We start from the raw sequence: 23334 nt of genomic DNA, 5'->3' as shown, positions 1-23334 counted from the left end.
GGGTCGGGGGCGCCGCACAGGCCGGGATCGCCCGATCGCGTAATCTGGGAGCATGTCGCTCACATCCACCAGCATTGCCGCGCCGTTCAAGGTGCGTGACCTCTCCCTCGCCGAGGCCGGTCGGCACCAGTTCAGGCTCGCCGAAAACGAGATGCCGGGCCTGATGGCCCTGCGCGAGGAGTTCGGTGCGTCGAAGCCGCTGGCCGGCGCCCGCATCGCGGGTTCTCTGCACATGACCGTGCAGACCGGGGTGCTCATCGAGACCCTCGTCGCGCTCGGCGCGCAGGTGCGCTGGGCGAGCTGCAACATCTTCTCCACCCAGGACGAGGCGGCGGCCGCCGTCGCCGTCGGGCCGAACGGAACGCCGGAGTCGCCGGCCGGGGTTCCCGTCTTCGCCTGGAAGGGCGAGACGCTCGAGGAGTACTGGTGGTGCACCAGCCAGATCTTCGACTGGAGCGCCGAAGGCTTCGATGGACCGAACATGATCCTCGACGACGGCGGGGACGCCACGATCCTCGTGCACAAGGGTCGCGAGTTCGAGCTCGCCGGCGCCGTTCCGGATGCGACGGAGAGCGACAGCCACGAGTGGCGCGTGATCCTCGACACGCTTCGCGCCTCGCTCGCCGCATCACCGGACCGCTGGACCCGCATCGCCGCCGAGATCAAGGGCGTCACGGAGGAGACGACGACCGGCGTGCACCGCCTCTACGAGTTGGCCAAGGCGGGCGAGCTGCAGTTCGCGGCGATCAATGTGAACGACTCGGTCACCAAGAGCAAGTTCGACAACAAGTACGGCATCCGCCACTCCCTGCCCGACGGCCTCAACCGAGCCACCGATGTCCTCATCGGCGGCAAGGTCGTGTTCGTGGCCGGCTACGGGGATGTCGGCAAGGGCGCGGCGGAGGCCCTCAAGGGCCAGGGTGCCCGCGTGATCGTGAGCGAGATCGACCCGATCAACGCCCTCCAGGCCGCGATGGACGGGTTCCAGGTGACCACGATCGAGGACGTCGTCGGCGACGTCGACATCTTCGTCACGGGCACCGGCAACGAGAACGTGCTCACCGTGGACCACATGCTCGGCATGAAGCACCTCGCGATCGTCGCCAATGTCGGCCACTTCGACAACGAGATCGACATCGCCGGCCTCGAGAAGCTCGCCGGCACCGAGAAGATCGAGATCAAGCCGCAGGTGCACGAGTGGCGGCTGCCCACCGGGCGAAGCATCCTGGTGCTCTCCGAGGGACGCCTGATGAACCTCGGAAACGCGACCGGCCATCCGTCCTTCGTCATGAGCAACTCCTTCACGAACCAGGTGCTCGCCCAGATCGAGCTCTACGCGCACGGCGAGAACTACGAGAAGAAGGTCTACGTGCTGCCGAAGTACCTCGACGAGAAGGTCGCCCGCCTTCACCTCGACGCGCTCGGCGTGAAGCTCACCGTGCTGTCCGAGCAGCAGGCCGCCTACATCGGCGTGCCGGTCGACGGCCCCTACAAGGTGGATCACTACCGCTACTGATCGACGCCGGCCCGCCCTCGGCGCCGCCGCCTCCTTCCCCTCCTTCCCCTTCCGAAATCCATGCATTTCTCGGCGCGACTCGGCGTGTCGTCGCAGACACGCCGGGGCCGGGCAAGAAATGCATGGATTTCGGATGCGGTGGGGCGCCGAGACTGGGGCGCGCCGCGACATCCCGGACCGGCGGGTCGAACCTAGACTGAGCGAAGTTCAGCAATGGGTGCTGGTCGCGGGGGTGGTCATGGGTGACGGGGTTGCGGTCGCGTCCGACATCGTGCCGTTCTCGCGTCCGTATCGCAGCGAGGACGAACTCGCCAACGTCGCCCGGGTGCTCGCCTCCGACCACTCACACGGCGACGGCCCGTTCACGCGTCGCGCCAGCGAAAAGATCGTCACGCTCACCACCGCCGGGCACGTGTTGCTCACCCCGTCCGGGACACACTCCCTCGAGATGGCCAGTTCGCTGCTCGGGATCGGGCGGGGCGACGAGGTGATCCTTCCGAGTTTCACCTTTCCGTCCGCGGCCGACGCGGTGGCACGCACGGGAGCCACCTGCGTCTTCGTGGACATCGATCCGTCCACCGGCAACATCGACGCCAATCAGGCGAGTGAGGCCGTCGGGCCGAGGACCCGGGCGATCTCGGTGATGCACTACGGCGGGGTGCCGGTCGACATCGAGTCGATGTTGTCCATCGCCAGGGAGCACGGGCTGCCGATAATCGAGGACAACGCACACGGCTTGGGCGTTCGGGCGGGCGCGCACACCCTCGGCAGTGTCGGTGTGCTTGCGGCGCAGAGCTTCCACGACACCAAGAACGTGCACTGCGGGGAGGGCGGGGCCTTGCTCATCAACGATCCCGCGCTCGTGGAACGGGCCGAGATCATGCGGGAGAAGGGCACCAATCGGTCCCAGTACCTTCGGGGCCAAGTCGACAAGTATCGCTGGGTGGACTGGGGGTCGAGCTATCTGATGAGCGAGATCAGCGCCGCCGTGCTCGATGCCCAGCTCAGCGAAATCGGCGAGATCCAGCACCAACGAGTGAGCGTCTGGGATCGGTACGCCCTCGAATTGGACGAGTGGGCGGATGCGCTGGGCGCGAGACTGATGAGCCCGCCCCTCGGCATCCACGCCGCGCACCTCTTCTACCTGGTCATGCCGACCTGGGCATCCCAGACCGATCTCATCGCGAGTTTGCGGCTCGCCGGGGTGATCGCGAGCTTCCACTACGTGCCGCTCGACTCGAGTCCGGCGGGCCTCCGCTACGGTCGCACCCTCGGTTCGCTCGACGTCAGCGAGGACTTCTCCCGGCGAATCGTGCGCCTTCCGCTCTGGCCAGGGATGTCGGAGGATCAGGTGAGTCGGGTCATCGACGCGGTGAGGGCCTTCCAACTTCTGTAAGGTCGATCTGTGAGTGATTGCACCGAAGCGGACGTTCTGGCATGAGTGCAGTGGGCAAGGCCTTCTCGATTCTGAAGACAGAGGGCATTCGATCGACCGCCTGGCGGAGCGCGAAGTACCTGTCGAACCGCTTCAGCCCGTTCGTCGTGACTCCCCTCTCCACCGTCTACACGGAGGACGTCATCGCCGTGGACTGGACCAAACCGCGCGCCTTCAACGCGGTTCCGATGGAGGGTCGCGACGGCAAATACCGCATCGCGTGGGTGATCAGCCCCCCGAGCCGCACCAGCGGTGGGCATCAGAACGCCTTCCGGTTCATGAGTTTTCTCGAGAAGGCCGGACACGAGCTGACCGTTTACCTCTACTCTCCCGGCAAGTATCCGGTGGTCAATGTCGACGAGATCCGGGCCATGATGCACGGGATGACCGGCTATCCCGATCTCGTCGGCGACATGAGGCTGTACGACCCGGCCGAGGGTTTCGCTCCTGGCTTCGACGCGATCTTCGCGTCGGACTGGGAGGCCACCTACGCCGCGTACCGCTACGAGGGGGAGGCCAAGCGCTTCTACTTCGCGCAGGACTTCGAACCGTATTTCTTCGCCGAAGGCAGCGACTACGTCCTGGCCGAGAACTCGTACCGGCTCGGATTCCACGGCATCGCCGCCGGCCAGTGGCTCGGCGAGAAGCTCCGCAGCGAGTACGGGATGTCGTGCGACGCATACGACTTCGCCGTCGACACGAGCCGGTACACCTACTCGAACACCGAGCGGCGCAACGAGGTGGTGTTCTATGCCCGGCCGCCGACTCCCCGGCGCGCGACCGAATTCGGCCTTCTCGCGCTGCGCGAACTCAACCGTCTCCGGCCGGACATCACCATCAACCTCATCGGCTGGGACATGTCCGGCTATGACGTGCCTTTCCCGCACGTCAACCACGGAGCGGTCGACATCGCCAGGCTCGACACCATCTACAACCGGTCCGCCGCCGGCCTCGTGCTCTCCCTCACCAACATGTCGCTGCTGCCGATGGAGGTCATGGCGAGCGGGGTCGTTCCTGTCGTGAACGACGCCCCGAACACGCGCGGCGTCTTCGACAGCCCGTACATCGAGTACGTGCCGATGTCGCCGAAGGCGATAGCCGAACGCCTCATTGCGATCGTCGATCGGCCGGATGCCGTCGAACACGGCGCCGCGATCGCCCACTCCGTCGATTCGGCCGGCTGGTCAGACCCGGCGGAGACGTTCATCGCGGTCTTCGAAAAGGCCATGCGAACGGCGCTCTAGGTGACCCAGTCGACCGGAGACGATTCGCGGGAGACCACGTCCGTTGACGTGACCGTGATCATCCCGACCCTCAATGGCGAGAAGTATCTCGACCGGATCCTGCGGATGATCGACGCTCAGGACTTCGATGGCACCGTCGAGGTTCTCGTCATCGACTCGGGCTCAACGGATCGCACGCTCGAGATCGTGGGCTCGCACGCGGGAGTGCGGCTGCACGTCATCCCCAATTCCGAGTTCGGCCACGGCAAGACCCGCAACCTCGCCGCCCGGCTCGCGTGGGGAAGGAACCTGGTCTTTCTCACCCAGGATGCGGTTCCGCTCACGACCGGCTGGTTGCGAGAGCTGACCGACCCCCTCCGCGCGGACGGCCTGGATGCCGTGGCCGTGCTCGGCAAGCAGATTCCCCGCGCCGACTGTTTCCCCCTGCAGAAGTACGAGATCGACGCGGTGTTCGCCAGGTTCGGCCCGGATTCGGCCCCGACCGTCTATCAGCGGGGTGAGACGGAGCCGACGGCCCAGGAGATGGACCTTCTCGCGTTCTACTCCGACGTCAACTCGGCGACGAGGCGCGACTTCCTGCTCGACGTCATCCCGTACCAGGACCTCCGCTACTCGGAGGACATGGCCTTCGGCCGGGACCTGATCGCTGCGGGATACCGCAAGGCCTATGCGCCAGGGGGGAGTGTCGAGCATTCCAACGACCTCACCCTGCGCGAGTTCGGCAAGCGGGTCTTCGACGAGACCCTCGCGCTGCGTCGTCTCGATGAGAACGCGGCCAGGTATGGCACGGGCAAGCAGGTGCTCAGGGCCGGCTACGACATCCTGCGGGATTCGGTGCGCATTGTGCGCGACGACCGCTATCCGCTCGGCGCCAAGCTGCGTTGGCTCGTGGTCAATCCGTTCTATCACCTGGCCAAGTGGGGCAACTATCGGCGCGCCCTGAGCGTGAGGCTCGACGATCATCGCGCCATCGGGGCGCACTCCCTCGAGCACGAGAAGACGCGGGATGCCCGCGGCGGCGGTTAGGGGCGAGACCCCGAGAGCACGCGCCGCAGGGTCGGAGTGAGCGGCCCGCGCCGGCGCACGAGCCCGTGCGTGGCCCCGACCACGGTGGCCAGCAGTTGTCTTCCGCGCCGCGGGCCGGAGACGATCGTCGTCAAGGTGGGAACGATCTCGCGCTTGACCGCCGAGACGACCCAGCGAGGCCGAACCCTCGCGTAGCGGAGGAACAGGTCCACGTTGTTGCGGGTGATGAAGTATCGCCGGGTCGGACCGTGATATTCGTAGGTCTCGATCTCGCCGGTGTCCGGGTTTCGCACCGGGAAGCCGAACGGTCGGAGGGGAGCCTGTTCGCCGAGCGAATGGGTGATGTCGGTGCCGGGCGCGACGGCGATGCGGTAGCCGTGACGTGCGATCCGGAGGCAGTACTCGGTGTCCACGCAATCGATGAAGAGTCTCTCGTCGAACAGGCCGCACTCGGCCAGACACTCGGCGCTGATGAGGAATCCGGACTGGATCGCCTCGCGAACGAGGCCGAGGCCCTCTTTCGTGTAGTGCTCCGGAATGGAGGGTTGGCCGTTGACCCGGTCGGTGCAGACGATACCGAGACGGGTGGCCGGACTCGCGATGCGGAACGCCGTGAGGCAATCGGAGACGTAGTGGGCCGGTAGCACCGTGTCCTGGTCGATGGTGAGCACGAAGTGGGCTCCGCGTTCGAGCGCGGTCCTGATTCCGGCGTTGATCGCCGCGGCGATGCCGGCATTGCGCGCGCTGCGCTGCACTTCGAATCCGGCGTCCTCCACTCTCTCGAGCAGGGCGCGCGACTCGGCGGGACTGCCGTCGTCGACGACGATGATCGAATCGACCTGCGGCGCGAGCGCCCGCAAGCCGTCGAGAAGCGCCTCGTCTGGCCGAAAGGTGGGAACGACGGCGATGACCCTGGTCGCGCCGGTCGGAGGGGTTTCGGTCACACCCCATTATCGACGGCCCGCGATGCGCCTCCGAACCGGGGCGTTACAGTAGGGCGGAGAGTGAACGAAGGAAGAAGCGGGTTGTCGTGACCGATGTGGGGAGCGCGCCATGGGCCGGGCGTGAGGATGAGGCGACGGCGCCGACCCGTTCGCTCTCGCCGGAGCAGCAGCTCGAGCTCATCGATCGAGTGAAGGGCCTCGAGGCCCGACTCGCCCAGGTCGCCGCCACTCGGGAGCTCACGCCCACGGAACAGCTCAGCGCCGAGCAGCAACTGCTCGAGCTTCGGCGCTCCCTGCCCTGGCGCGTCGGTCGCGTGGTGACCATTCCGGTACGGGTGCTCCAGCGGGCCGGACGACGGCTTCGCCGCCGATGAGCGGTGCCAGCCGCACCCTGTGGGTCTTCGGAGCCGGGCATCCGATCTCCTCCGTGCGGAATGCGCTGCGCTCGGCGCTTGGGCAGTCGTCGCAATTCGAGGAGGTCGTGGGCATCGTCGACGCCGGTATGCTCGACCAGTTGAGCCTTCCGGATTCGCCGACGCGCCTGATCGCGGCACCGGACGGGGACGGCTCGGGCCTGCTGAACACGCTTCTGGCCCAGACGCCGAGCGACTGGATAGTGTGGCTCGATGCCGGCAACGAGCTCACGCGTGAGGCGAACGCGACGCTCGGGCGAACCGTCGGCCGGTTCGACATCGACCTGTTCTACGGCGACACGCAGCTCGCGGACGGCGAGGTGCGTCGTCGGCCGGCACCCTCGCCGATCCGGCTGCTCTCGCAGGACTACCTCGGCGGCGTGCGCGGCTTCCGGTCCGACCGGCTGCGGTCGGTCGGCGGCTTCCGCCCCGGCCTTGACGGCGCGCATCCCTACGACATCGCACTGCGGTTGGGGGCGGACGAGAGGCGAGTGCTCGCGATCCCCGAGGTGCTCAGCCGCTCCGTTAGCGCGATCGGCAGTCTGACCGAGGCCCACCGGAGTGCGTCGGCGGACGCGGTTGCCGCGCGCGGCGTCACCGCCGAGGTGTCGCTTGCCGGGTCGGCGCTCAGGCTGCGCTATCCGATCGATGGCGCCCCGCTCGTGTCGATCGTCATCCCCACCCGCGGCGGACGAGCCACGATTCGAGGCGCCGAGAGCGTGCTCGTCGTTGATGCCGTACGAGGCATGCTCGAGCGCACGACGTATGCCCCGATCGAGATAGTCGTCGTCGCCGACGACGAGACACCCCAGGCCGTGATCGACAGTCTCGTCGAGGTTGCCGGGGAACGACTTCGCTTGGTGCGCTGGTCGGGCCCTTTCAACTTCTCGGGCAAGATGAACCGCGGTGCGGTTCACGCCCGCGGGGACTATCTCGTTCTGGTCAACGATGATGTGGAGCTCATCAGCGCCGACTGGATCGAGGTGATGCTCGGCCTCGCCCAGCAGCCGGGCATCGGTCTGGTGGGCACCATGCTCTACTTCGAGGACGGAACCGTTCAGCACGGCGGGCATCTTTATCGTGACAGCTGGGCGGGTCACATCGCGTTCGGCTGGGAATCCGGGCGGGACGATGCGCTGGGCTCCCTCGGCGTCGACCGGGAGGTCTCGGGCGTCACCGCGGCGTGCGCCATGATCTCCGCGGACACCTTCTGGGAGGTGGGCGGGTTCTCCCCGCTCTACGCCGGCAACTACAACGACGTGGACCTCTCGCTCAAGGTGCGCTCCACCGGCCGGAGCATCGTCTGGACTCCTCATGCTGAGCTCTTCCACTTCGAGTCGAAGAGCCGGGTTGCCACCGTCGTGCCGGAGGAGTTGGCCACGATCCGGCGCCACTGGGGCACCCGTCTGCTCAGCGACCCCTACTGGCGCTGAGCGGCCCTGCCCGGCGGCCTCCTCCCTTTCCCTTTCCCTTTCCCCTTCCCCTTCCCCTTCTCTTTCCCCTTCCCCTTCCCCTTCCCCTTCTCTTTCCCCTTCCCCTTCCCTTTCCCTTTCCCTTTCCCTTTCCCTTTCCCTTTCCGAAATCCATGCATTTCTCGGCGCGACTCGGCGTGTCGTCGCAGACACACCGGGGCCGGGCAAGAAATGCATGGATTTCGGAAGCTGTGGGGCGGATGCGGCGGGCGGGGCGTGCGGCGGGCGGGGCGTGCGGGCGGGCGGGGCGCGCGGGCGGGGGCGACGCGGGGCGACGCGCTCTCAGCGGTCGGGGAAGTCGTGCGGGAGCGCGCGAAGAACCGGAGCGAGATGCTCGAGGCGCTCGCGTTCGAGCTCAAGGGCGCGGGACTCCCGCTCGCGACGGATCACGGAGACTCCGGCGAGGAACAGCTCGGGATGCACGGGCGGCAGCGGTGACACGAAGGCCGATGCCTCGTTGGCGAGGTCGCGGGCCAGCCTGGCCCGCGCCTCGGGCGACAGTCGGGCGGCCTGGCCGAGGAACTGCGCGATCCGCCGCGCCAGTCCGTCTGGCAGCCGCGCCACATCCGCGGTCTTCGACCAGTCGAGAAGCTCCGTCGGCATGCCGAAAACCGCCGGGGTGGGTCCGGAGACCCGTTCGTTCTGGCTGTAGGTGCCGGCGAGAAGGTCCCCGAGCCGCTTCGACCGGCCGTTGAGCATGGCCACCATAGCGGCGACCCCGCCGAGGGTGAAGAAGATCTCGAGCACGCCCGTGAGCGCCCGGATGAAGGCATGCCGGAACGCGATCGAGCCTCCGTCGTCTCGCACGATCCGGGCCCCGATCGCGAGTCGGCCGAGGGACTTGCCCTGGGTCACCGTCTCCACCGCCGTCGGCAGCACGATGAGGCAGAAGACGAGGGCGGCGACGGCGGCCGCGGCCCCGCTCGCGTCATCGAGCATTCTGCCGAACAGGGGCGAGGAGAGGGCGAGGATGATGAGCAGCCAGGTGCCCAGATACACGACGAAGTCGATGAGCGCTCCGGCGGCCCTCAGCACGAAACTGGTCGGACGCAGATCGAGCGCGACGGCCTCGCCGGTCATGAGCTCGGCATCGTCGTCCGCCGTCGTCGGAACCGCCGACGACACAAAAGCGGAGCGGGGCTCGAATGCCATGTCTAGTATTTAAGCAGATGGATCTCGACGCCTATTCCGCCGCGCACAGCGATGAGTGGGACGAGCTTGCCCGGCTCGGCAAGAAGCGTCGCTTCAGCGGTGCGGAGGCCGACCGGCTGATCGAGCGCTACCAGGCCGGATCGAGCCAACTCTCCGCGATCAAGACCACGGCCGGCCAGACGATCCAGGGCGACCGGCTCTCCGTGGGGCTCTCGCGCGCTCGCCTGCGCTTCACCGGTGCCGGTCGCAACGTGGTGAGCCAGGTACCCCAGTTCTTCACCGCCCAGCTGCCCGCGGCGCTCTACCGCATCCGCTGGCTCTGCCTCGCCATCGCGTTCGGTACCGCGCTCGTCGCCACGCTCTACGCCCTGTGGGCGCTCAACACGCCCGGGGTGATCGCGCACTTCGGCACGGCGGAGTTCCGCAAGCAGTTCGTGGAGCAGGACTTCGTCAACTACTACTCCAACCACTCGCCGTCGTCCTTCACCGGCCAGGTCTGGACCAACAACGCCTGGCTGGCCGCGCAGTGCATAGCGTTCGGCATCACCGGTGTCTACGCGCCGTACCTGCTGTTCATGAACGCCCAGAACATCGGGCTGTCCGGCGCGCTCATGGCCTCGCACGACCGGCTCGACATCTTCTTCCTCTACATCGCCCCGCACGGCCAGCTCGAGCTCTACTCGATCTTCACCGCGGGAGCAGCGGGGATGGCCATCTTCTGGGCGTGGATCGCGCCGGGCGCCCGCACGCGGGCCAGGGCGCTGGCGGAGGAGGGCCGGGCCCTGTTCACGGTCGTGATCGGCCTCATCCTCTCCCTCCTCGTCTCCGGGATCATCGAGGGGTTCGTCACGCGTCAGGACTGGCCGTGGGTGATCAAGATCGGGATCGGTTCGGTCGCCCTCGGCGCGTTCCTCTTCTACCAGTGGGTGGTCGGGCGGCGCGCGCACCGGGCGGGCGAGACGGGAGACCTGGGCGAGTTCGAGGCGGGTGCCCGGCAGATCGTGGCCGGCTAGCGTGAGCGCCAACGCGGACGCCGCGTCGAGGCCGGCGTCGGTGTTCAGGCACCCGGGATTCCGCTGGCTGTGGGGCGCGGAGACCATCAGCCAGTTCGGCTCTCAGTTCAGCCAACTCGCCATTCCCGTGCTCGCCGTGCTCGTGCTGCACGCCGAGGCCTGGCAACTGGGCGTCCTGAACGCGGCAGACACCGCGGCCTTCCTCCTCGTCGGGCTGCCGGCCGGGGCGTGGGTGGACAGGATGCTCAAGCGCCGCGTGATGATCGTCGCCGACCTGGTGCGGGCGGTCGCGCTCGCCGCGATCCCGCTGATGTGGTGGCTGGGAGTGCTGCAGATCTGGCAGCTCGTGATCGTGGGCGCGGTGGTCGGCACGGCCACGGTCTTCTTCGACGTCTCGTACCAGAGCTACATCCCCATCCTGGTCGAGTCGAGACAGGTCGCCGACGCCAACTCGAAGCTCGAGGCGAGCTTCGAAGTGGCGCGGATCGGCGGGCCGGGTCTCGCCGGCGCCCTGCTCACGGTGATTTCGGCGCCGCTGCTCCTGCTCGCGGACGCGATCTCGTTCTTCATCTCGGCGGCCGCGCTCGCCCGGATCCGCGACAACGAGGTGCGCGCGGATCCGGCCGATCGCCTGGGGCTGGGCCGCGAGATCGCGGAGGGGGTCCGGTTCGTGGCAGGCCAGCCGCTGATCCGTCGGATCGTCGGCAGCACCGCGGCATTCAACTTCTTCTCCGCCCTCGCCTTCGTGCTCTTCCCGCTGCTACTGCTGCGCACCCTCGGACTCGGCCCCGGCGCGCTCGGACTCATTCTGTCGGTGGGTGCTGTCGGTGGCCTGCTCGGGGCGTTGGCCACGCCGCACCTCGCCCGGCTCGTCGGCGAGGGCACGGTCATCCCGCTGTCCGCGATCGCGAGCGCGCTGCTGATCGGCGCCCTCCCGTTGGCGGCCGTGGTTCCCAGCGCGGCGCTGCCCGTGCTCATCGTCGCGCAGTTCCTCCAGTCCTTCCTCGTGCTGGTCTACAACATCACGCAGGTGACGCTGCGCCAGCGGCTCTGCCCGCCGCGGCTGCTCGGGCGCATGAACGCATCGATCCGCTGCGTCGTCTGGGGCGTGATGCCGATCGCGAGTCTCGTGGGCGGCGCCCTGGGCGGATGGATCGGCATCGTCCCCACACTCTGGATCGCGTTCGCCGGCTCGATCGCCGGCACCTCCTTCGTGGTGTTCTCGCCGCTGCTCGGGATGCGTACGCTCCCCACGGAGACGGAACCCGCGTCCGCCTGACCCTCGCCTAATTATGAATAGTTCACGATAACTGGCAGAGTGGAGCGGTGACCACGCCCATCGAATCTCAGCTCCATGGGCAGGGGCTTCGGGTCACCCCCGGTCGGCTCGCGGTTCTCGCGGCGCTCGATCGGTTGCCCCACTCCGACGCCGAGACGCTCTGCCACGCGGTGCGCTCCGAGCGCCCCGACATGTCCGTGCAGTCGGTGCACAACGTGCTGGCCGACCTCACGGCGGCCGGGCTCGTGCGCCGCATCGAGCCCGCACGATCCCCGGCGCTGTATGAGCGGCGCATCGGCGACAATCACCACCACATCGTCTGCACCGGTTGTGGGGCGGTCGCCGACGTCGACTGCGTGCACGGATCGGCGCCGTGCCTCGCACCGAACGACGCGAGCGGGTACATCATCACCACCGCCGAAGTGACTTTCTGGGGCCTCTGCGCCTCCTGCCAGCAAACCAACGACCGCAAGAAATGAAGGAGACATCGTGACGGAACCCACCACATCCCAGACCGGAACCCCGGTAGCGAGCGACGAGCATTCGCTCACCGTCGGGGCCGACGGCGCCGCGGTGCTGCACGACCGGTATCTCGTCGAGAAGCTGGCGCAGTTCAACCGCGAACGCATCCCGGAGCGGATCGTGCACGCCAAGGGCGGCGGGGCGTTCGGCACCTTCGTGGTGACCGAGGACGTGTCGCGCTTCACCCGCGCCGCCGTCTTCCAGCCGGGGACCACCACCGAGACGCTGCAGCGCTTCTCGAGCGTCGCCGGCGAGCAGGGCAGCCCGGACACCTGGCGCGACGTGCGCGGCTTCTCGGTGAAGTTCTACACCACCGAGGGCAACTACGACATCGTCGGAAACAACACGCCGGTGTTCTTCATCCGCGACGGCATCAAGTTCCCCGACTTCATCCATTCGCAGAAGCGCCTCCCGGGTTCCGGACTGCGCGACCCAAACATGCAGTGGGACTTCTGGACGCTGTCTCCGGAATCCGCCCACCAGGTCACCTACCTCATGGGCGACCGCGGCCTGCCGCGCTCCTGGCGCGAAATGCCCGGCTTCGGCTCGCACACCTACCAGTGGATCAATGCCGAGGGCGAGCGCTTCTGGGTGAAGTACCACTTCACCTCCAACCAGGGCAACGTCGAGATCGGCGGCGCGGAGGCCGAGCTCATCGCCGGAGCCGACGCGGACCACTACCGCCGCGACCTGCACAACGCGATCGAGTCCGGCGACTTCCCGTCGTGGGATGTCCACGTGCAGGTGATGCCGTACGAGGACGCGAAGACCTACCGGTTCAACCCCTTCGACCTCACGAAGGTGTGGCCGAAGGCGGACTACCCGCTCATCAAGGTGGGCACCCACACACTCGACCGCAATCCGGAGAACTTCTTCGCGCAGATCGAGCAGGCGGCATTCTCCCCGGCGAACACGGTGCCCGGCATCGCGGTGAGCCCGGACAAGATGCTTCTGGCACGCGTGTTCTCCTACCCGGACGCCCAGCGCTACCGGGTCGGCACCAACTACAACGAGATCCCGGTCAACGCGCCGATCGCGCCGGTGAACAGCTACACCCAGGACGGCGCGGGGCGTCACGGCTTCAAGCCCGCCTCGTCTCCCGTCTACGCGCCGAACTCGTTCGGCGGTGCGGTGGCGGATGCCGCGGCCGCTGCCGAGGGAAGCTGGGAGAGTGACGGGGACCTCGTGCGCTCCGCCGCCACCCTGCACTCCGAGGACAGCGACTTCGGGCAGGCCGGCACGCTCTACCGTGACGTGTTCGATGACGCGGCGAAGGGCCGATTCCTCGACACCATCACGGGAGCCGTCGGCGGCGTGACGTCGGCGGAGATCCGGGAGCGCGCGATCCAGTACTGGACGAACGTCGACGCGCAGCTCGGGACCGCGCTGCGGGCCGCGCTCTCGGGAGCGTCCGCGGAGTACATCGGCGTCGCCGAGTAGCTCGTGGGGGGCCCGTCGTCTTTCCCGGGCGACGGGCCTCCCATCCGCGGCAGAGGGACGGCACTACTCCTGCAGACTCCAGTTGTGCAGGACGCGTTCTGCAGGACGCGTCCTGCACTGGCCGTCCTGCACAACCCCTCCGGTTCCCTGGAAGCTGTGCTGTCCTGCACATCCTTGGGTTGAACATCCGTTCCTGAACGACCTGTCCTGAACGACCCGTCCTGCACAACTGGAGTCTCCCGGGCGGCAGGCTGCAGCAGACTCCCGTTGTGCAGGACGCCGCCTGCACAACTTGTCCTGCACAACTGGAGTCTCCCGGATGACAAGGGCGGGGCGCGGGGGAGCCTACAGGCGCCCGGCGGCCTTGAGCGCGATGTAGCGGTCGGCGAGGGCCGGCGGTAGTTCCGCCGGGGTTGCGGTCACGACATCCGCCCCCAGCTGCCGGATCGCGGCCGCGATCCTGCTCGAGTCGAGCGCAGAGCGCTCCGCCGCGGCCGCGCGGTAGACCTCGTCCCGGTTCGACCGCTCGCGGGTCGCCTCGGCGATCGTCGGATCGACCACCGACGAGACCACGACCATGTGCTTGCGGGTGAGCTGAGGGAGCACGGCCAGCAGCCCCTGGGATGCCCCTGCCGCCTCGATAGAGGTCATGATCACGACGAGCGCACGATGGCTCGTGATCGACGCGACGAGCCCGGGCACCGCCGACCAGTCCATCTCGATGAGCTGGGGGTCGATCGGCGCCATCACGTTGACCATGCGGGAGAGCAGTTCGGCGCCAGTGGCTCCCTGCACCCGTCCACGCACCCGGCGATCGTAGACCACGAGATCGACACGGTCGCCGGCCCGCGTCGCGAGGGCGCCGAGCAGCAGCGACGACTCGAATGCCGTGTCGATGCGCGGCTCGTTGGCGATGCGCGCGGCGGAGGTGCGGCCGCTGTCGATCACGATCACCACCCGCCGGTCGCGCTCGGGGCGCCAGGTGCGCACGACCAGTTGAGGCCCCGCGCCGGTCGACGGGTCGGTGCGCCGCGCGGTGGCCCGCCAGTCGATCGATCGCACATCGTCCCCGCGCACGTATTCGCGCAGGCTGTCGAACTCGGTGCCCTGTCCTCTGATCATCACGCTCGTCTTGCCATCGAGTTCCCTCAGCTGGGCGAGCCTCGAGGGCAGGTGCTTGCGCGAGTTGAAGGGCGGGAGCACCCGGATGGCGCCGGCGAGCTCCAGAGTGGCCTGGCGGGCCAGCAGGCCGAGCGGTCCGAACGACCGCACCGTCACCTGCGCGGCCCGGCGCTCGCCGCGGCGGAACGGGGTGAGCGTGGTGACGATCGCCCGGCGCTCGCCGGGCGGCAGGTCGAGGCGAGCGCGGCCGGGGCTCGCCCCGGCCGACGGCTGCCAGCCGTCGCGAACGATCCCGTGCACCCGCCGCCGGCCCGCGTTGGCCAGGTACAGGGTCGAGGGCACACTCTCGCCGAGCCGCACCCGCTCCGGCAGGTCGCGGTGGAGCACGAGGCTCCGGGGAGAGCCGGCGAGGATGAGGTCTCCGGCGCCCACGAGCGCGACGACGGCGAGCCAGCCGAGCAGCCAGACCGGGTCGTCGAGCAGCACGATCGGCACGACGCCGAGCGCGACGAGCAGCACGAACCGACCGGAGACCGCCATGGCTAGATCGGCACCTGCACCTGTTGCATGATCGAGCGGAGGATCGAGTCTGACGACACGCCCTCGAGTTCCGCCTCCGGGCGAAGCTGCACCCGATGCCGCCAGACGGGCAGCAGCATGGCCTGCACGTGATCCGGCGTGATGGCCGCGGAGCCGTTCAGCCAGGCCCACGCCTTCGCGGCCGAGAGGAGCGCCGTCGTTCCGCGCGGGCTCACCCCGAGCTTCACCGACGGACTCTGCCGGGTGGCGCGGGCGAGGTCGACGATGTAGGCGATCACGTCCGGGCTCGAGCCGACGAGGGCGACCTCGGCCTGGGCAGCGGCGAGACCCGCGGCGTCGAGCACGGCGCTCACCCCGGCCGCCTCGAGGTTGCGCGGGTTGAAGCCGGCGGCGCTCCTGGTGAGCACCTCCACCTCATCCGCCCGCTCCGGGATGTCGAGAACGAGCTTGAGCAGGAAGCGGTCGAGCTGGGCCTCGGGCAGCGTGTACGTGCCCTCGTACTCGATCGGGTTCTGGGTGGCGGCGACGATGAACGGCACCGGGAGCAGGCGGGTGTCGCCGTCCACGCTCACCTGGCGCTCCTCCATCGCCTCGAGCAGCGCTGCCTGGGTCTTCGGAGGCGTGCGGTTGATCTCGTCGGCAAGCAGGATGTTGGTGAACACCGGGCCCGCGCGGAAGTCGAATTCGCCGATCTTGGCGTCGTAGACGAGGGAGCCGGTCACGTCGCCCGGCATGAGGTCCGGGGTGAACTGCACGCGCTTGGTGTCGAGTCGAAGCGCCCGGCTCAGGGTGCGCACGAGCAGGGTCTTGGCGACCCCGGGCACTCCCTCGAGCAGCACGTGTCCGCCCGCGAGGAGCGCGATGATGAGTCCGGTGACCGCGCCATCCTGGCCGACGACGGCCTTGCCCACCTCGGTGCGCACGAGGGCGAACTGGTCGCGCACGACGGAGGACTGGTGGCGTGGCTGCTGCGCTGCCGGGGCTTCCGGCGATCCTTGGGCGGTGTCGGTCATGCGTTCATTCTCCATGGTCGGTCAGGCGGGGCGGATGGAGCGGGCGACCGAGCGCTCGAGTTCGAGGAGCCGGTCGGACAGTCGCACGAGTTCGCGGTCGGTGCGCGGGGTGTCGTCGAGCAGCAGCGAGCGCAGCTGCCTCGGGTCGGAACCCGTGACGGCGGATGCGGCGGCGATCACGTCGTCCACGGTCGCGAGCCGCGGCAGGCCGCACTGGGCGGCAACGCGGGCGATGGTGCCGACCCGCAGCGAGTCGAGGGCGCGCAGTCGCGCCCCGCCGCGCTGGTAGAGCCGGGCCCGCCCCTCCATCGTCTCGCTCGCGCGCACGGTGACTGGCAGGTTCTCGATCACGAGCGGACCCATCCGGCGACCCCGCCAGAACGCCGCGGCGATCGCCACGATCACGAGCAGTGCCATCACGGAGCTGACCCAGACCGGGGTGAGCTCGGCGATGCTCGGGGCGTCGGCAGCCGCGCTGTCGTCGATCGTCGGCAGGTACCAGACGAGCCGCGGGTTGGCGCCGAGCAGGTTGAGCACGAGCGCCGCGTTGCCGCGTTCGGCGACATGCTCGTTCCTCAGGGCGTCCGTCGTGCCGAGCACGGTGATCGTGTGGGCGCCGCGCTCGAGACGGATGAGCGAAAAGACCCGCGACCCGCTGCCCAGGCAGCGTGTGGCCACCGTGCCCGTGCCGGTCACCCGGTAGCCGCGGCCCGCCCCGGTCACCGACTCCGCCTTCGCCACCGCGGCAAGCGCGCAGTCGCTGCGCAACACCTTCCGCTTCACCGTCCCGGCCTGGGCCACCTGCGGGGCCACCGCCCGCAACTGGGCGAACCCGGGGGTGAGGACCACGACATCCCGAGCCAGGCCGGCGATCTCGGTCAGTCGCGTGTCGTCGAGGAAGTCTCCGGAGTCGTAGAGGAACAGCGTGGAGCCCGGCCGGGCGACGAGGGCGGACTTCGCCGAGCCGAACGAGCCGGCCACCCGCACGTCCACCCCCTGCTGCCGAAGCACCTCGGCGACCGCCATGCTGCCGATCGGCCCGGGATTGGTGGCCGAGAACTCGGTGCCGCGGGAGAGGGCCGACCCGGTGAGGGCGATCCCGATGATCGCGACCAGAACGAGGAAGGTTGCGGCCAGGATCCAGAACAGCGACCGCCGGGTGGCCCGGCGAATCGTCGGTGTCGTGGATGTGGCAGTCGACGGTGTCGCGGTCATCCGCCGCCGCCCGCGGGTGCCAGGGGGGACCGGACGGACCGCAGTTCGGCCTCGAGCTCGGCGGCGCGGCGGTAGGCCGCCTCCGTGCCTGGGCCGTCGAGGTAACGCACCTCGTCGAACACGGCGGCCGTCGAGGCGAGCGCCGCGGCGAGGGAGGGGAAGAGGGCCCCCGCGCGGGCGGAGAACTCCCGGGCGGTGGTGCCCGGCGAGGTCGTGAGGATGGTGCGCTCGGCGAGACCCCGCGCGATGGATCGGAACATCTCCTCGATCGCGAGAGCCCAGTCCTCCCGTGCCGCCGCGTCATTCGCCGCGCGCCGCATCGCCGCGGCGTCGCGCTCGTCGCCCACGCCGAAGAGCGCGCCGGTGACGGTGCTGCGTCGCCCCAGCCGCGGCACCCCGAAGATGAGGAACGCGACCACCACGACGGCGAGAACCACCAGGGCCGCGATCGCGAGGATGGGTCCCTGGAAGGGCCCGCCGATCCCGGCGGTGAGCGACTTCAGCCAGTCCCAGAAGGCGGCGGACAGCCGGTCGAACCAGGTGGGTTGCGCCGGGCGGTACTGGGCCTTGGCGAGTTCGGCGATGATCCATTGCTGGGCCTGGGCGGCATCCGGATCGACCGGAACGTCGAACGGGAGGTTCATGCCCAGGGCGAATCGTCCGTCGGTACGAGCACGCCGGCCTCCCTCGGCAGGTACGGATCGGCGACACCGGCGGCGCCGGACTGCCTGGCCTCCACGAAGCGCGCGAGCTCCAGGTCCAGCCCCTCCCGGCGCATCCGGAGGTCGACGTAGAGGAGCGCGGTCGTCGCGGTCTGCACCACGGTGCTGATCGCGAGGAAGACGACGGTCACGATCACCGTCACCACGAGCAGCCCGACCGTGACGACGGTGGTGACCGCGCCCTGCTGGCCGTTCGGGTCGAGGAGGCCGATCACGATCGGCGCGATGAAGCTGAGCGGAGCGGAGACGACCTGCGAGATCACGCTGATGATCACGCTCACCAGCAGCTGGATGCCGAACACGCGCCAGAAGGAGCCGCGAGTTAGATTCCAGGAGCGCGCCACCGCCTGCCGGATGCTGAGACGTTCGATCATGAGCACGCTCGGCACGAGGCTGAGTTTGGTGGTGATCCAGGCGGCGACCACCATGAAGCCGAGCCCACCGAAGACGCCGAGCAGCACCCCGATCACGATTCCGGCGATGCCGAGGGTCGTCACGACGAGGGCGACGAGGCCAGCGAGCACGCCGAAGGCGATGAGCAGCACCGCGCCCACCATGAGGGTCCAGCCCACCAGGGCGCCGATGCGGCCCCGCGCCCGGCGGTACAGCTCGCGGAAGGTCTGCTTCTCGCCGAGCGTGGCGCGGGAGATCTCGAGCACGATGATTCCCTGCACCAGCGCGCCGACGATCGCCGACAGCAGCACGGGCACGAGACTCGCGAGCACGATCGTCGCGACCGAACCGGCCGCGATCGTGGCGTTGTCGGCGCTCGTGCTCGAGTTGATCCGGGAGAACGACAGGAACGTGACGAGGCCGATGACGGCGTAGAGGAGGAGGTACGCCGACCCCTGCAGCAACAGTGCCGCCCCAAAAGTGGGGCGCGGATTGCGCCGCAACACGCGGAACGACGCGCCGAGAATGGTGCCGAGGTCGAGCGGTCGAAGCGGGATCAGCCCGGGCTTCGGCGGCGGTGTCCAGCCGGGCTGCCCCTGCGCCGGCTGCGGTCCCGACCCCTGCCCGGGCGGGGTGTAGTAGCCGGAGGCGGGTGCGGGCACGGGCGGAATCGGCGGGATTCCGGGCGTTCCCGCGCCACTGGCGCCGCTTGGACGACCTCCGGGCGACTGCCACTGCGTGTCGTCGGTCACTCGCGTTCCCCTCGGTCGGCTCTCGTGCTCTTCACACCCTCGGCAATTATGCTTTCACACTCGACTACTCTTATGCGAAAGCCTCACGAATCCCGAAATCACCGGGGGCTCCGAACCAAAGACGGGACGATGACCGCACGAATTCTTGTGGTGGACGATGACACCGCGCTCGCAGAGATGATCGGCATCGTTCTCCGTTCGGAGGGCTTTGAGCCGATCTTCTGTGCCGACGGCTCCCTCGCTCTCGAGGCCTTCCGCGCGGCCAAGCCCGACCTCGTCCTTCTCGACCTCATGCTCCCCGGCAAGGACGGCATCGAGGTGTGCGCGGAGATCCGCACCGAGTCCGGCGTGCCCATCATCATGCTCACCGCCAAGTCCGAGTCGTCGGATGTCGTGCGCGGCCTGGAGAGCGGGGCGGACGACTACGTCGTCAAGCCCTTCAACCCCAAGGAGCTGGTCGCGCGCATCCGCACCCGCCTCCGCCCGACGCCGACCGGCAGCGCCGACGTGCTCCAGGTGGGCGACCTGCGACTGGACGTGGCCGGCCACGAGGTGCGGCGCGGAGACAGCAAGATCAACCTCACCCCGCTCGAGTTCGAGCTGCTGCTGGCGCTGGCCCTCAAGCCCCAGCAGGTGTTCACGCGCGAGATGCTTCTCGAACAGGTGTGGGGCTACCACTACAAGGCGGACACTCGCCTCGTGAATGTGCACGTGCAGCGGCTGCGCGCGAAGGTCGAAGACGATCCGGACAACCCGCGGATCGTGATGACCGTTCGCGGTGTCGGCTATCGCGCGGGTGCCAGCACCTAACTCCTCCGGTTCCCCATGAAGATCCTCGACTGGCGGTCGTATCTCGGTCGGCTCGTGCGGTTCTGGCGCACGTCGCTGCAGTTCCGCACCGTCACCATCACCGTGGTGCTCTCCGGACTCGCCGTGCTCATCATCGGTTCCTCGATCGTCGTGAGCATCGGCAACAATCTCTTCGCGTCGCGAAGCAACCAGGTGCAGGATGAGGCGCGCAGCGCCCACAACCTCGCCCAGGGCATCTTCGACGCGGCCGAGCCCGCCGGCGACCAGGGCCCGACGGTGGAACTGGACAGCCTCCCGGGAACCGTTCGGGACAAGATCCTGCCCTCCACGACCACCCAGGGCGGCACGGCGTTCGCGATCCTGCGCACTCCGGGGCAGACCACCTCCGCGATCATGCAGCCGGCGAGCTCCACGAACTTTCCGGATGTCGTGACGGAGGCCCTGCGCAAGAGGGTCGTCGCCGACCCCCAGCACGTGCAATTCCAGTCGGTGACGCTCACCGACGGGTCGCCGGGTCTCGTCGTGGGGTCGAACGTGACGGTGCCGTCCGCCGGCAGCTACGAGCTCTACCTCGTCTACGACCTCTCGCAGGTTGCCGTGACTCTCAACTTCGTGAAGCAGACCCTCCTGCTCGGAGGGCTCGCCCTCATCCTGCTCATCGGGGCGGTCACCTACATCGTCGTTCGACTCGTGGTCGGGCCGATCAGGGTGGCCGCAGAAACCAGTGAGAAGCTGGCCGCCGGGCAGCTGGAGCAGCGCATTCCGGAGAAGGGGGACGACGTGATCGCCACCCTCGCGCGCTCCTTCAATGGCATGGCCGACAGCCTGCAAGAGCAGATCACCAAGCTCGCCGAGCTGTCCAGGCTGCAGCAGCGCTTCGTCTCCGACGTGTCGCATGAACTGCGCACCCCGCTCACGACGATCCGGCTCGCCGGCGACGTGCTCTACGACCAGCGCGATTCCTTCGAGCCTTCGACCGCGCGCACGGCGGAACTCTTGCGCACCCAGGTGCAGCGCTTCGAGGTGCTTCTCGCCGACCTTCTCGAGGTGAGTCGTTACGACGCGGGCGCCGTCGAGCTCGAACTCGAGCCGACCAACCTCGTGCGCCTCGTGGAGGACGCGGTGGACACGATGCGGCCACTCGCCGACGAGCGCGGATCGGCCCTGCGGGTCGTGGCCCCCGGCGGCTACTTCGAGGCGGAGGTGGATGCCCGGCGCATCCGCCGTGTCTTGCGCAACCTCCTCGGCAATGCGATCGAGCACGGTGAGGGGCGGCCCATCGTCGTCATGGTGGACAGCAACGCCAGCGCCATCGCGCTCGCCGTGCGGGACTACGGGATCGGGATGAAGCCGTCGGAGGTGTCGCGAGTCTTCGACCGGTTCTGGCGGGCCGATCCGTCCCGGCAGCGCACCATCGGCGGCACGGGACTCGGGCTCGCGATCTCGCTCGAAGACGCCGCGCTGCATGACGGCCGGCTGGAGGTCTGGTCCGAATTCGGGGTCGGCACCTGTTTTCGGCTCACCCTGCCCCGCGAACGCGGCAAGCCGATCGTGTCGTCGCCGCTCGACCTGCCGCCGGACGACTCGATCCACCTCGGGGGCGAGGATGCCTGAGCGCCCCGTCGTGCGCCGCGTGCTCGCGCTCGCGATCGCCATCGTCGTCGTCGCCGGGGCCAGCGGCTGCGTCGGCATCCCCGGCGAGGGGCCGGTGAACCAGGGGCTCTCGCTCAGCGCAGGGTCCGGCGGCGCCAACTTCGACTTCAACCCGGAGGGACCGGAGCTCGGCGCCAGCAAGGAGAGCATCCTCAAGGGATTCGTCGCCGCGTTCACCTCGGCGACCGGCGGCTACGCCGTGGCGAAGAAGTTCCTCGCCTCGGGCTTCAAGGAGAAGTGGGACCCGCGCGCGAGCGTGCAGGTGCGCAGCGGGCAGCCGCGGCTCTCGACAGTGAACGACAGCACCATCCAGTACTCGTTCGCCACGATCGCCACGGTCGATGCCCTCGGCGCGTACACCGAGTCCTCCCAGCCGTCGACGCTGCAGTTCGGCTTCGTGAAGGAGGACGGCCAGTGGCGCATCAATGCCGCGCCGGCCGGAATCGTGCTCTCCGACCAGACTTTCCAGCGCATCTTCACCCAGCAGACGCTGTACTTCCTCGACTCGAACAACGAGCACCTCGTGCCGGATCTGCGCTGGTTCCCCCGCGGGACGGCCGCGACTGGCGTCGCCACCTCCTTGCTCGCCGGCCCTCCCACCTGGCTCAAGGGGGCGGCGTTCTCGCGCTTTCCGGAGGGCACCCAGCTCAGCGATGCCGGCAGCATCGTGACCCCGGAGGACGGGGTCGCCACCATCGACCTCTCCAAGGAGGCCCTGGCCGCCAGCCCGCGCGAGCGCCAGCTCATGAAGGTGCAGCTCACCGAGAGCCTGCGCTCGGTTGGCAACATCTCGAGCGTACGGATCTCGGTGGAGGGGACACCCCTGCAGATCGACGACCTCGGCCCGAGTGGCCCGCAGGCCGACACCAAGGTTGACGCGCAGGCACTTGTGCTGCGCAAGGGCGAGTTCGGGTTCTACGCCAACGGAAAGGTCGCCGCTCTCAGCCTGAGCCGGGCGGTCGTCGGCCTCAAGGCGCGCGCGGCGACGCTGTCCTCCGACGGCGCCTCGATCGCCGTGCTCGGCGCCGGAGGGGTGTCGCTGCTGCGCAAGGGCGTGGCCCAGACCGCGCCGCTCGATGCGCGCGACGATCTCGTGGCGCCATCGCTCGACGAAAACGGCTATGTCTGGTCGGTGCCGTCGAACCAGCCCAACGCGATCACGGCCTTCGATCCTGCCGGCGTCGCGCACCCGGTCATGGCGGCCCTTCCTGGCGACTCGCAGGTCCAGTCCCTCGAGGTGTCGCGAGACGGCGCCCGTGTGGTGATCCTGCTCTCGACTCCCACCGGACCGCGGCTCATCGTCTCGGCGATCCTGCGCGACCCGGACAAGCAGGCGCCCCTGAGCCTCAAGGCGCCCATCGTCGACCTGCCCCTTGGTGATGGTGTGGCCGTCGATGCGACGTGGGTGGACCAGTTGACGGTCGCGACTCTCGTGTCGACCGGTGAGGGGTCGAGCATCGAGGCGTTCACGATCGGGGGTCAGCGCCAGTCGCTCGACAGTCTGCCGTCCGCCACGGCGAGCGCCATCGTGGGCGGTAACGGCCAGACGGGGTTGCGCGTTCTCGCGGGCGACTCCACGATCTGGGCGTATCAGGGCAGCAGCTGGCAGAACACCAGGGTCAAGGTCGACTTCATCGCCACCCAACGTTGAGCGGTCG

The 23334-nt window shown here is 68.7% G+C and carries 20 protein-coding genes; 13 read left to right on the top strand and 7 right to left on the bottom strand.

What is annotated here, in order from left to right; genetic code table 11:
* The first annotated feature begins 52 nt into the window (after positions 1-52).
* The 4 genes from ahcY to FVP33_RS16510 all read left to right on the top strand — a co-directional run bounded on the left by ahcY (position 53) and on the right by FVP33_RS16510 (position 5221).
* Positions 53-1516, top strand: a complete 1464-nt coding sequence (gene ahcY / locus FVP33_RS16525) for an adenosylhomocysteinase (RefSeq protein WP_147784790.1) — start codon at positions 53-55, stop codon at positions 1514-1516.
* A 133-nt stretch (positions 1517-1649) separates the two neighbouring features.
* Positions 1650-2912, top strand: a complete 1263-nt coding sequence (gene rffA / locus FVP33_RS16520) for a dTDP-4-amino-4,6-dideoxygalactose transaminase (RefSeq protein WP_222706773.1) — start codon at positions 1650-1652, stop codon at positions 2910-2912.
* 41 nt (positions 2913-2953) lie between these two features.
* The gene (locus tag FVP33_RS16515; protein ID WP_147784789.1) at positions 2954-4195 is read left to right on the top strand and encodes a rhamnosyltransferase WsaF family glycosyltransferase; all 1242 of its coding nucleotides are present in this window, start codon (positions 2954-2956) and stop codon (positions 4193-4195) included.
* Positions 4196-5221, top strand: a complete 1026-nt coding sequence (locus FVP33_RS16510; RefSeq protein WP_147784788.1) for a glycosyltransferase family 2 protein — start codon at positions 4196-4198, stop codon at positions 5219-5221.
* On the opposite strand, the gene FVP33_RS16505 is transcribed toward FVP33_RS16510, so the two are convergent.
* On the bottom strand, positions 5218-6165 hold the full coding sequence (locus FVP33_RS16505; RefSeq protein ID WP_147784787.1) for a glycosyltransferase: 948 nt from the start codon (positions 6163-6165) through the stop codon (positions 5218-5220). The genes FVP33_RS16510 and FVP33_RS16505 overlap by 4 nt on opposite strands.
* Before the next feature lie 86 nt (positions 6166-6251).
* Between FVP33_RS16505 and FVP33_RS16500 the strand changes: the two genes are divergently transcribed.
* Both FVP33_RS16500 and FVP33_RS16495 read left to right on the top strand, forming a co-directional pair.
* Positions 6252-6539: a hypothetical protein gene (locus FVP33_RS16500; RefSeq protein ID WP_147784786.1), complete on the top strand. Its 288-nt coding sequence runs from the start codon at positions 6252-6254 to the stop codon at positions 6537-6539.
* Entirely contained in the window at positions 6536-8011 is a 1476-nt protein-coding gene (locus FVP33_RS16495; RefSeq protein WP_147784785.1) for a glycosyltransferase family 2 protein, read from the top strand. Before FVP33_RS16500 ends, FVP33_RS16495 begins: the two co-directional genes overlap by 4 nt.
* A 321-nt stretch (positions 8012-8332) precedes the next feature.
* Here the strand turns inward: FVP33_RS16495 and FVP33_RS16490 are convergent, their stop codons facing one another.
* Positions 8333-9202 (bottom strand): RDD family protein, encoded by an 870-nt coding sequence (locus tag FVP33_RS16490; RefSeq protein WP_246142387.1) that lies wholly within the window; start codon positions 9200-9202, stop codon positions 8333-8335.
* Between the two features lie 17 nt (positions 9203-9219).
* Between FVP33_RS16490 and FVP33_RS16485 the strand changes: the two genes are divergently transcribed.
* The 4 genes from FVP33_RS16485 to FVP33_RS16470 are packed head-to-tail and all read left to right on the top strand — an operon-like array spanning position 9220 to position 13456.
* Positions 9220-10215 carry a stage II sporulation protein M gene (locus FVP33_RS16485; protein WP_147784784.1) on the top strand — a complete coding sequence of 332 codons (996 nt, stop codon included), beginning with the start codon at positions 9220-9222 and terminating at the stop codon, positions 10213-10215.
* Position 10216: 1 nt separating this feature from the next.
* Positions 10217-11494: an MFS transporter gene (locus tag FVP33_RS16480; RefSeq protein WP_147784783.1), complete on the top strand. Its 1278-nt coding sequence runs from the start codon at positions 10217-10219 to the stop codon at positions 11492-11494.
* Between the two features lie 47 nt (positions 11495-11541).
* Complete coding sequence (locus tag FVP33_RS16475; protein ID WP_147784782.1) at positions 11542-11973, top strand: Fur family transcriptional regulator; 432 nt, start codon at positions 11542-11544, stop codon at positions 11971-11973.
* A gap of 7 nt (positions 11974-11980) precedes the next feature.
* The gene (locus FVP33_RS16470) at positions 11981-13456 is read left to right on the top strand and encodes a catalase (protein ID WP_147784781.1); all 1476 of its coding nucleotides are present in this window, start codon (positions 11981-11983) and stop codon (positions 13454-13456) included.
* 345 nt (positions 13457-13801) lie between these two features.
* Here FVP33_RS16470 and FVP33_RS16465 read toward each other — a convergent pair whose 3' ends face one another.
* Genes FVP33_RS16465 through FVP33_RS16445 form a run of 5 tightly spaced genes read right to left on the bottom strand, consistent with a single transcriptional unit; the run spans position 13802 to position 19213 of the window.
* Complete coding sequence (locus tag FVP33_RS16465) at positions 13802-15118, bottom strand: DUF58 domain-containing protein (RefSeq protein ID WP_147784780.1); 1317 nt, start codon at positions 15116-15118, stop codon at positions 13802-13804.
* Positions 15119-15120: 2 nt separating this feature from the next.
* On the bottom strand, positions 15121-16131 hold the full coding sequence (locus tag FVP33_RS16460) for an AAA family ATPase (protein WP_147784779.1): 1011 nt from the start codon (positions 16129-16131) through the stop codon (positions 15121-15123).
* Between the two features lie 21 nt (positions 16132-16152).
* Positions 16153-17346, bottom strand: coding sequence for a DUF4350 domain-containing protein (locus FVP33_RS16455; protein WP_147784778.1), 1194 nt, complete (start codon positions 17344-17346; stop codon positions 16153-16155).
* Positions 17343-17990 (bottom strand): DUF4129 domain-containing protein, encoded by a 648-nt coding sequence (locus FVP33_RS16450; protein WP_147784777.1) that lies wholly within the window; start codon positions 17988-17990, stop codon positions 17343-17345. Before FVP33_RS16450 ends, FVP33_RS16455 begins: the two co-directional genes overlap by 4 nt.
* Entirely contained in the window at positions 17987-19213 is a 1227-nt protein-coding gene (locus FVP33_RS16445; protein WP_147784776.1) for a DUF7847 domain-containing protein, read from the bottom strand. Before FVP33_RS16445 ends, FVP33_RS16450 begins: the two co-directional genes overlap by 4 nt.
* Positions 19214-19342: 129 nt before the next feature.
* Between FVP33_RS16445 and mtrA the strand changes: the two genes are divergently transcribed.
* The 3 genes from mtrA to FVP33_RS16430 are packed head-to-tail and all read left to right on the top strand — an operon-like array spanning position 19343 to position 23327.
* Positions 19343-20023, top strand: a complete 681-nt coding sequence (gene mtrA / locus FVP33_RS16440; RefSeq protein WP_147784775.1) for an MtrAB system response regulator MtrA — start codon at positions 19343-19345, stop codon at positions 20021-20023.
* A gap of 15 nt (positions 20024-20038) precedes the next feature.
* Entirely contained in the window at positions 20039-21637 is a 1599-nt protein-coding gene (gene mtrB / locus FVP33_RS16435; protein WP_147784774.1) for an MtrAB system histidine kinase MtrB, read from the top strand.
* Positions 21630-23327, top strand: a complete 1698-nt coding sequence (locus tag FVP33_RS16430; RefSeq protein WP_147784773.1) for an LpqB family beta-propeller domain-containing protein — start codon at positions 21630-21632, stop codon at positions 23325-23327. The genes mtrB and FVP33_RS16430 overlap by 8 nt, the downstream gene beginning before the upstream one ends.
* Positions 23328-23334 lie beyond the last annotated feature (7 nt).

It is taken from the genome of Lacisediminihabitans profunda (genome assembly GCF_008040105.1).
In the GTDB taxonomy this organism is placed as follows: Bacteria; Actinomycetota; Actinomycetes; order Actinomycetales; family Microbacteriaceae; genus Lacisediminihabitans; species Lacisediminihabitans profunda.
This window is presented reverse-complemented; position numbering and strand designations above follow the sequence as displayed.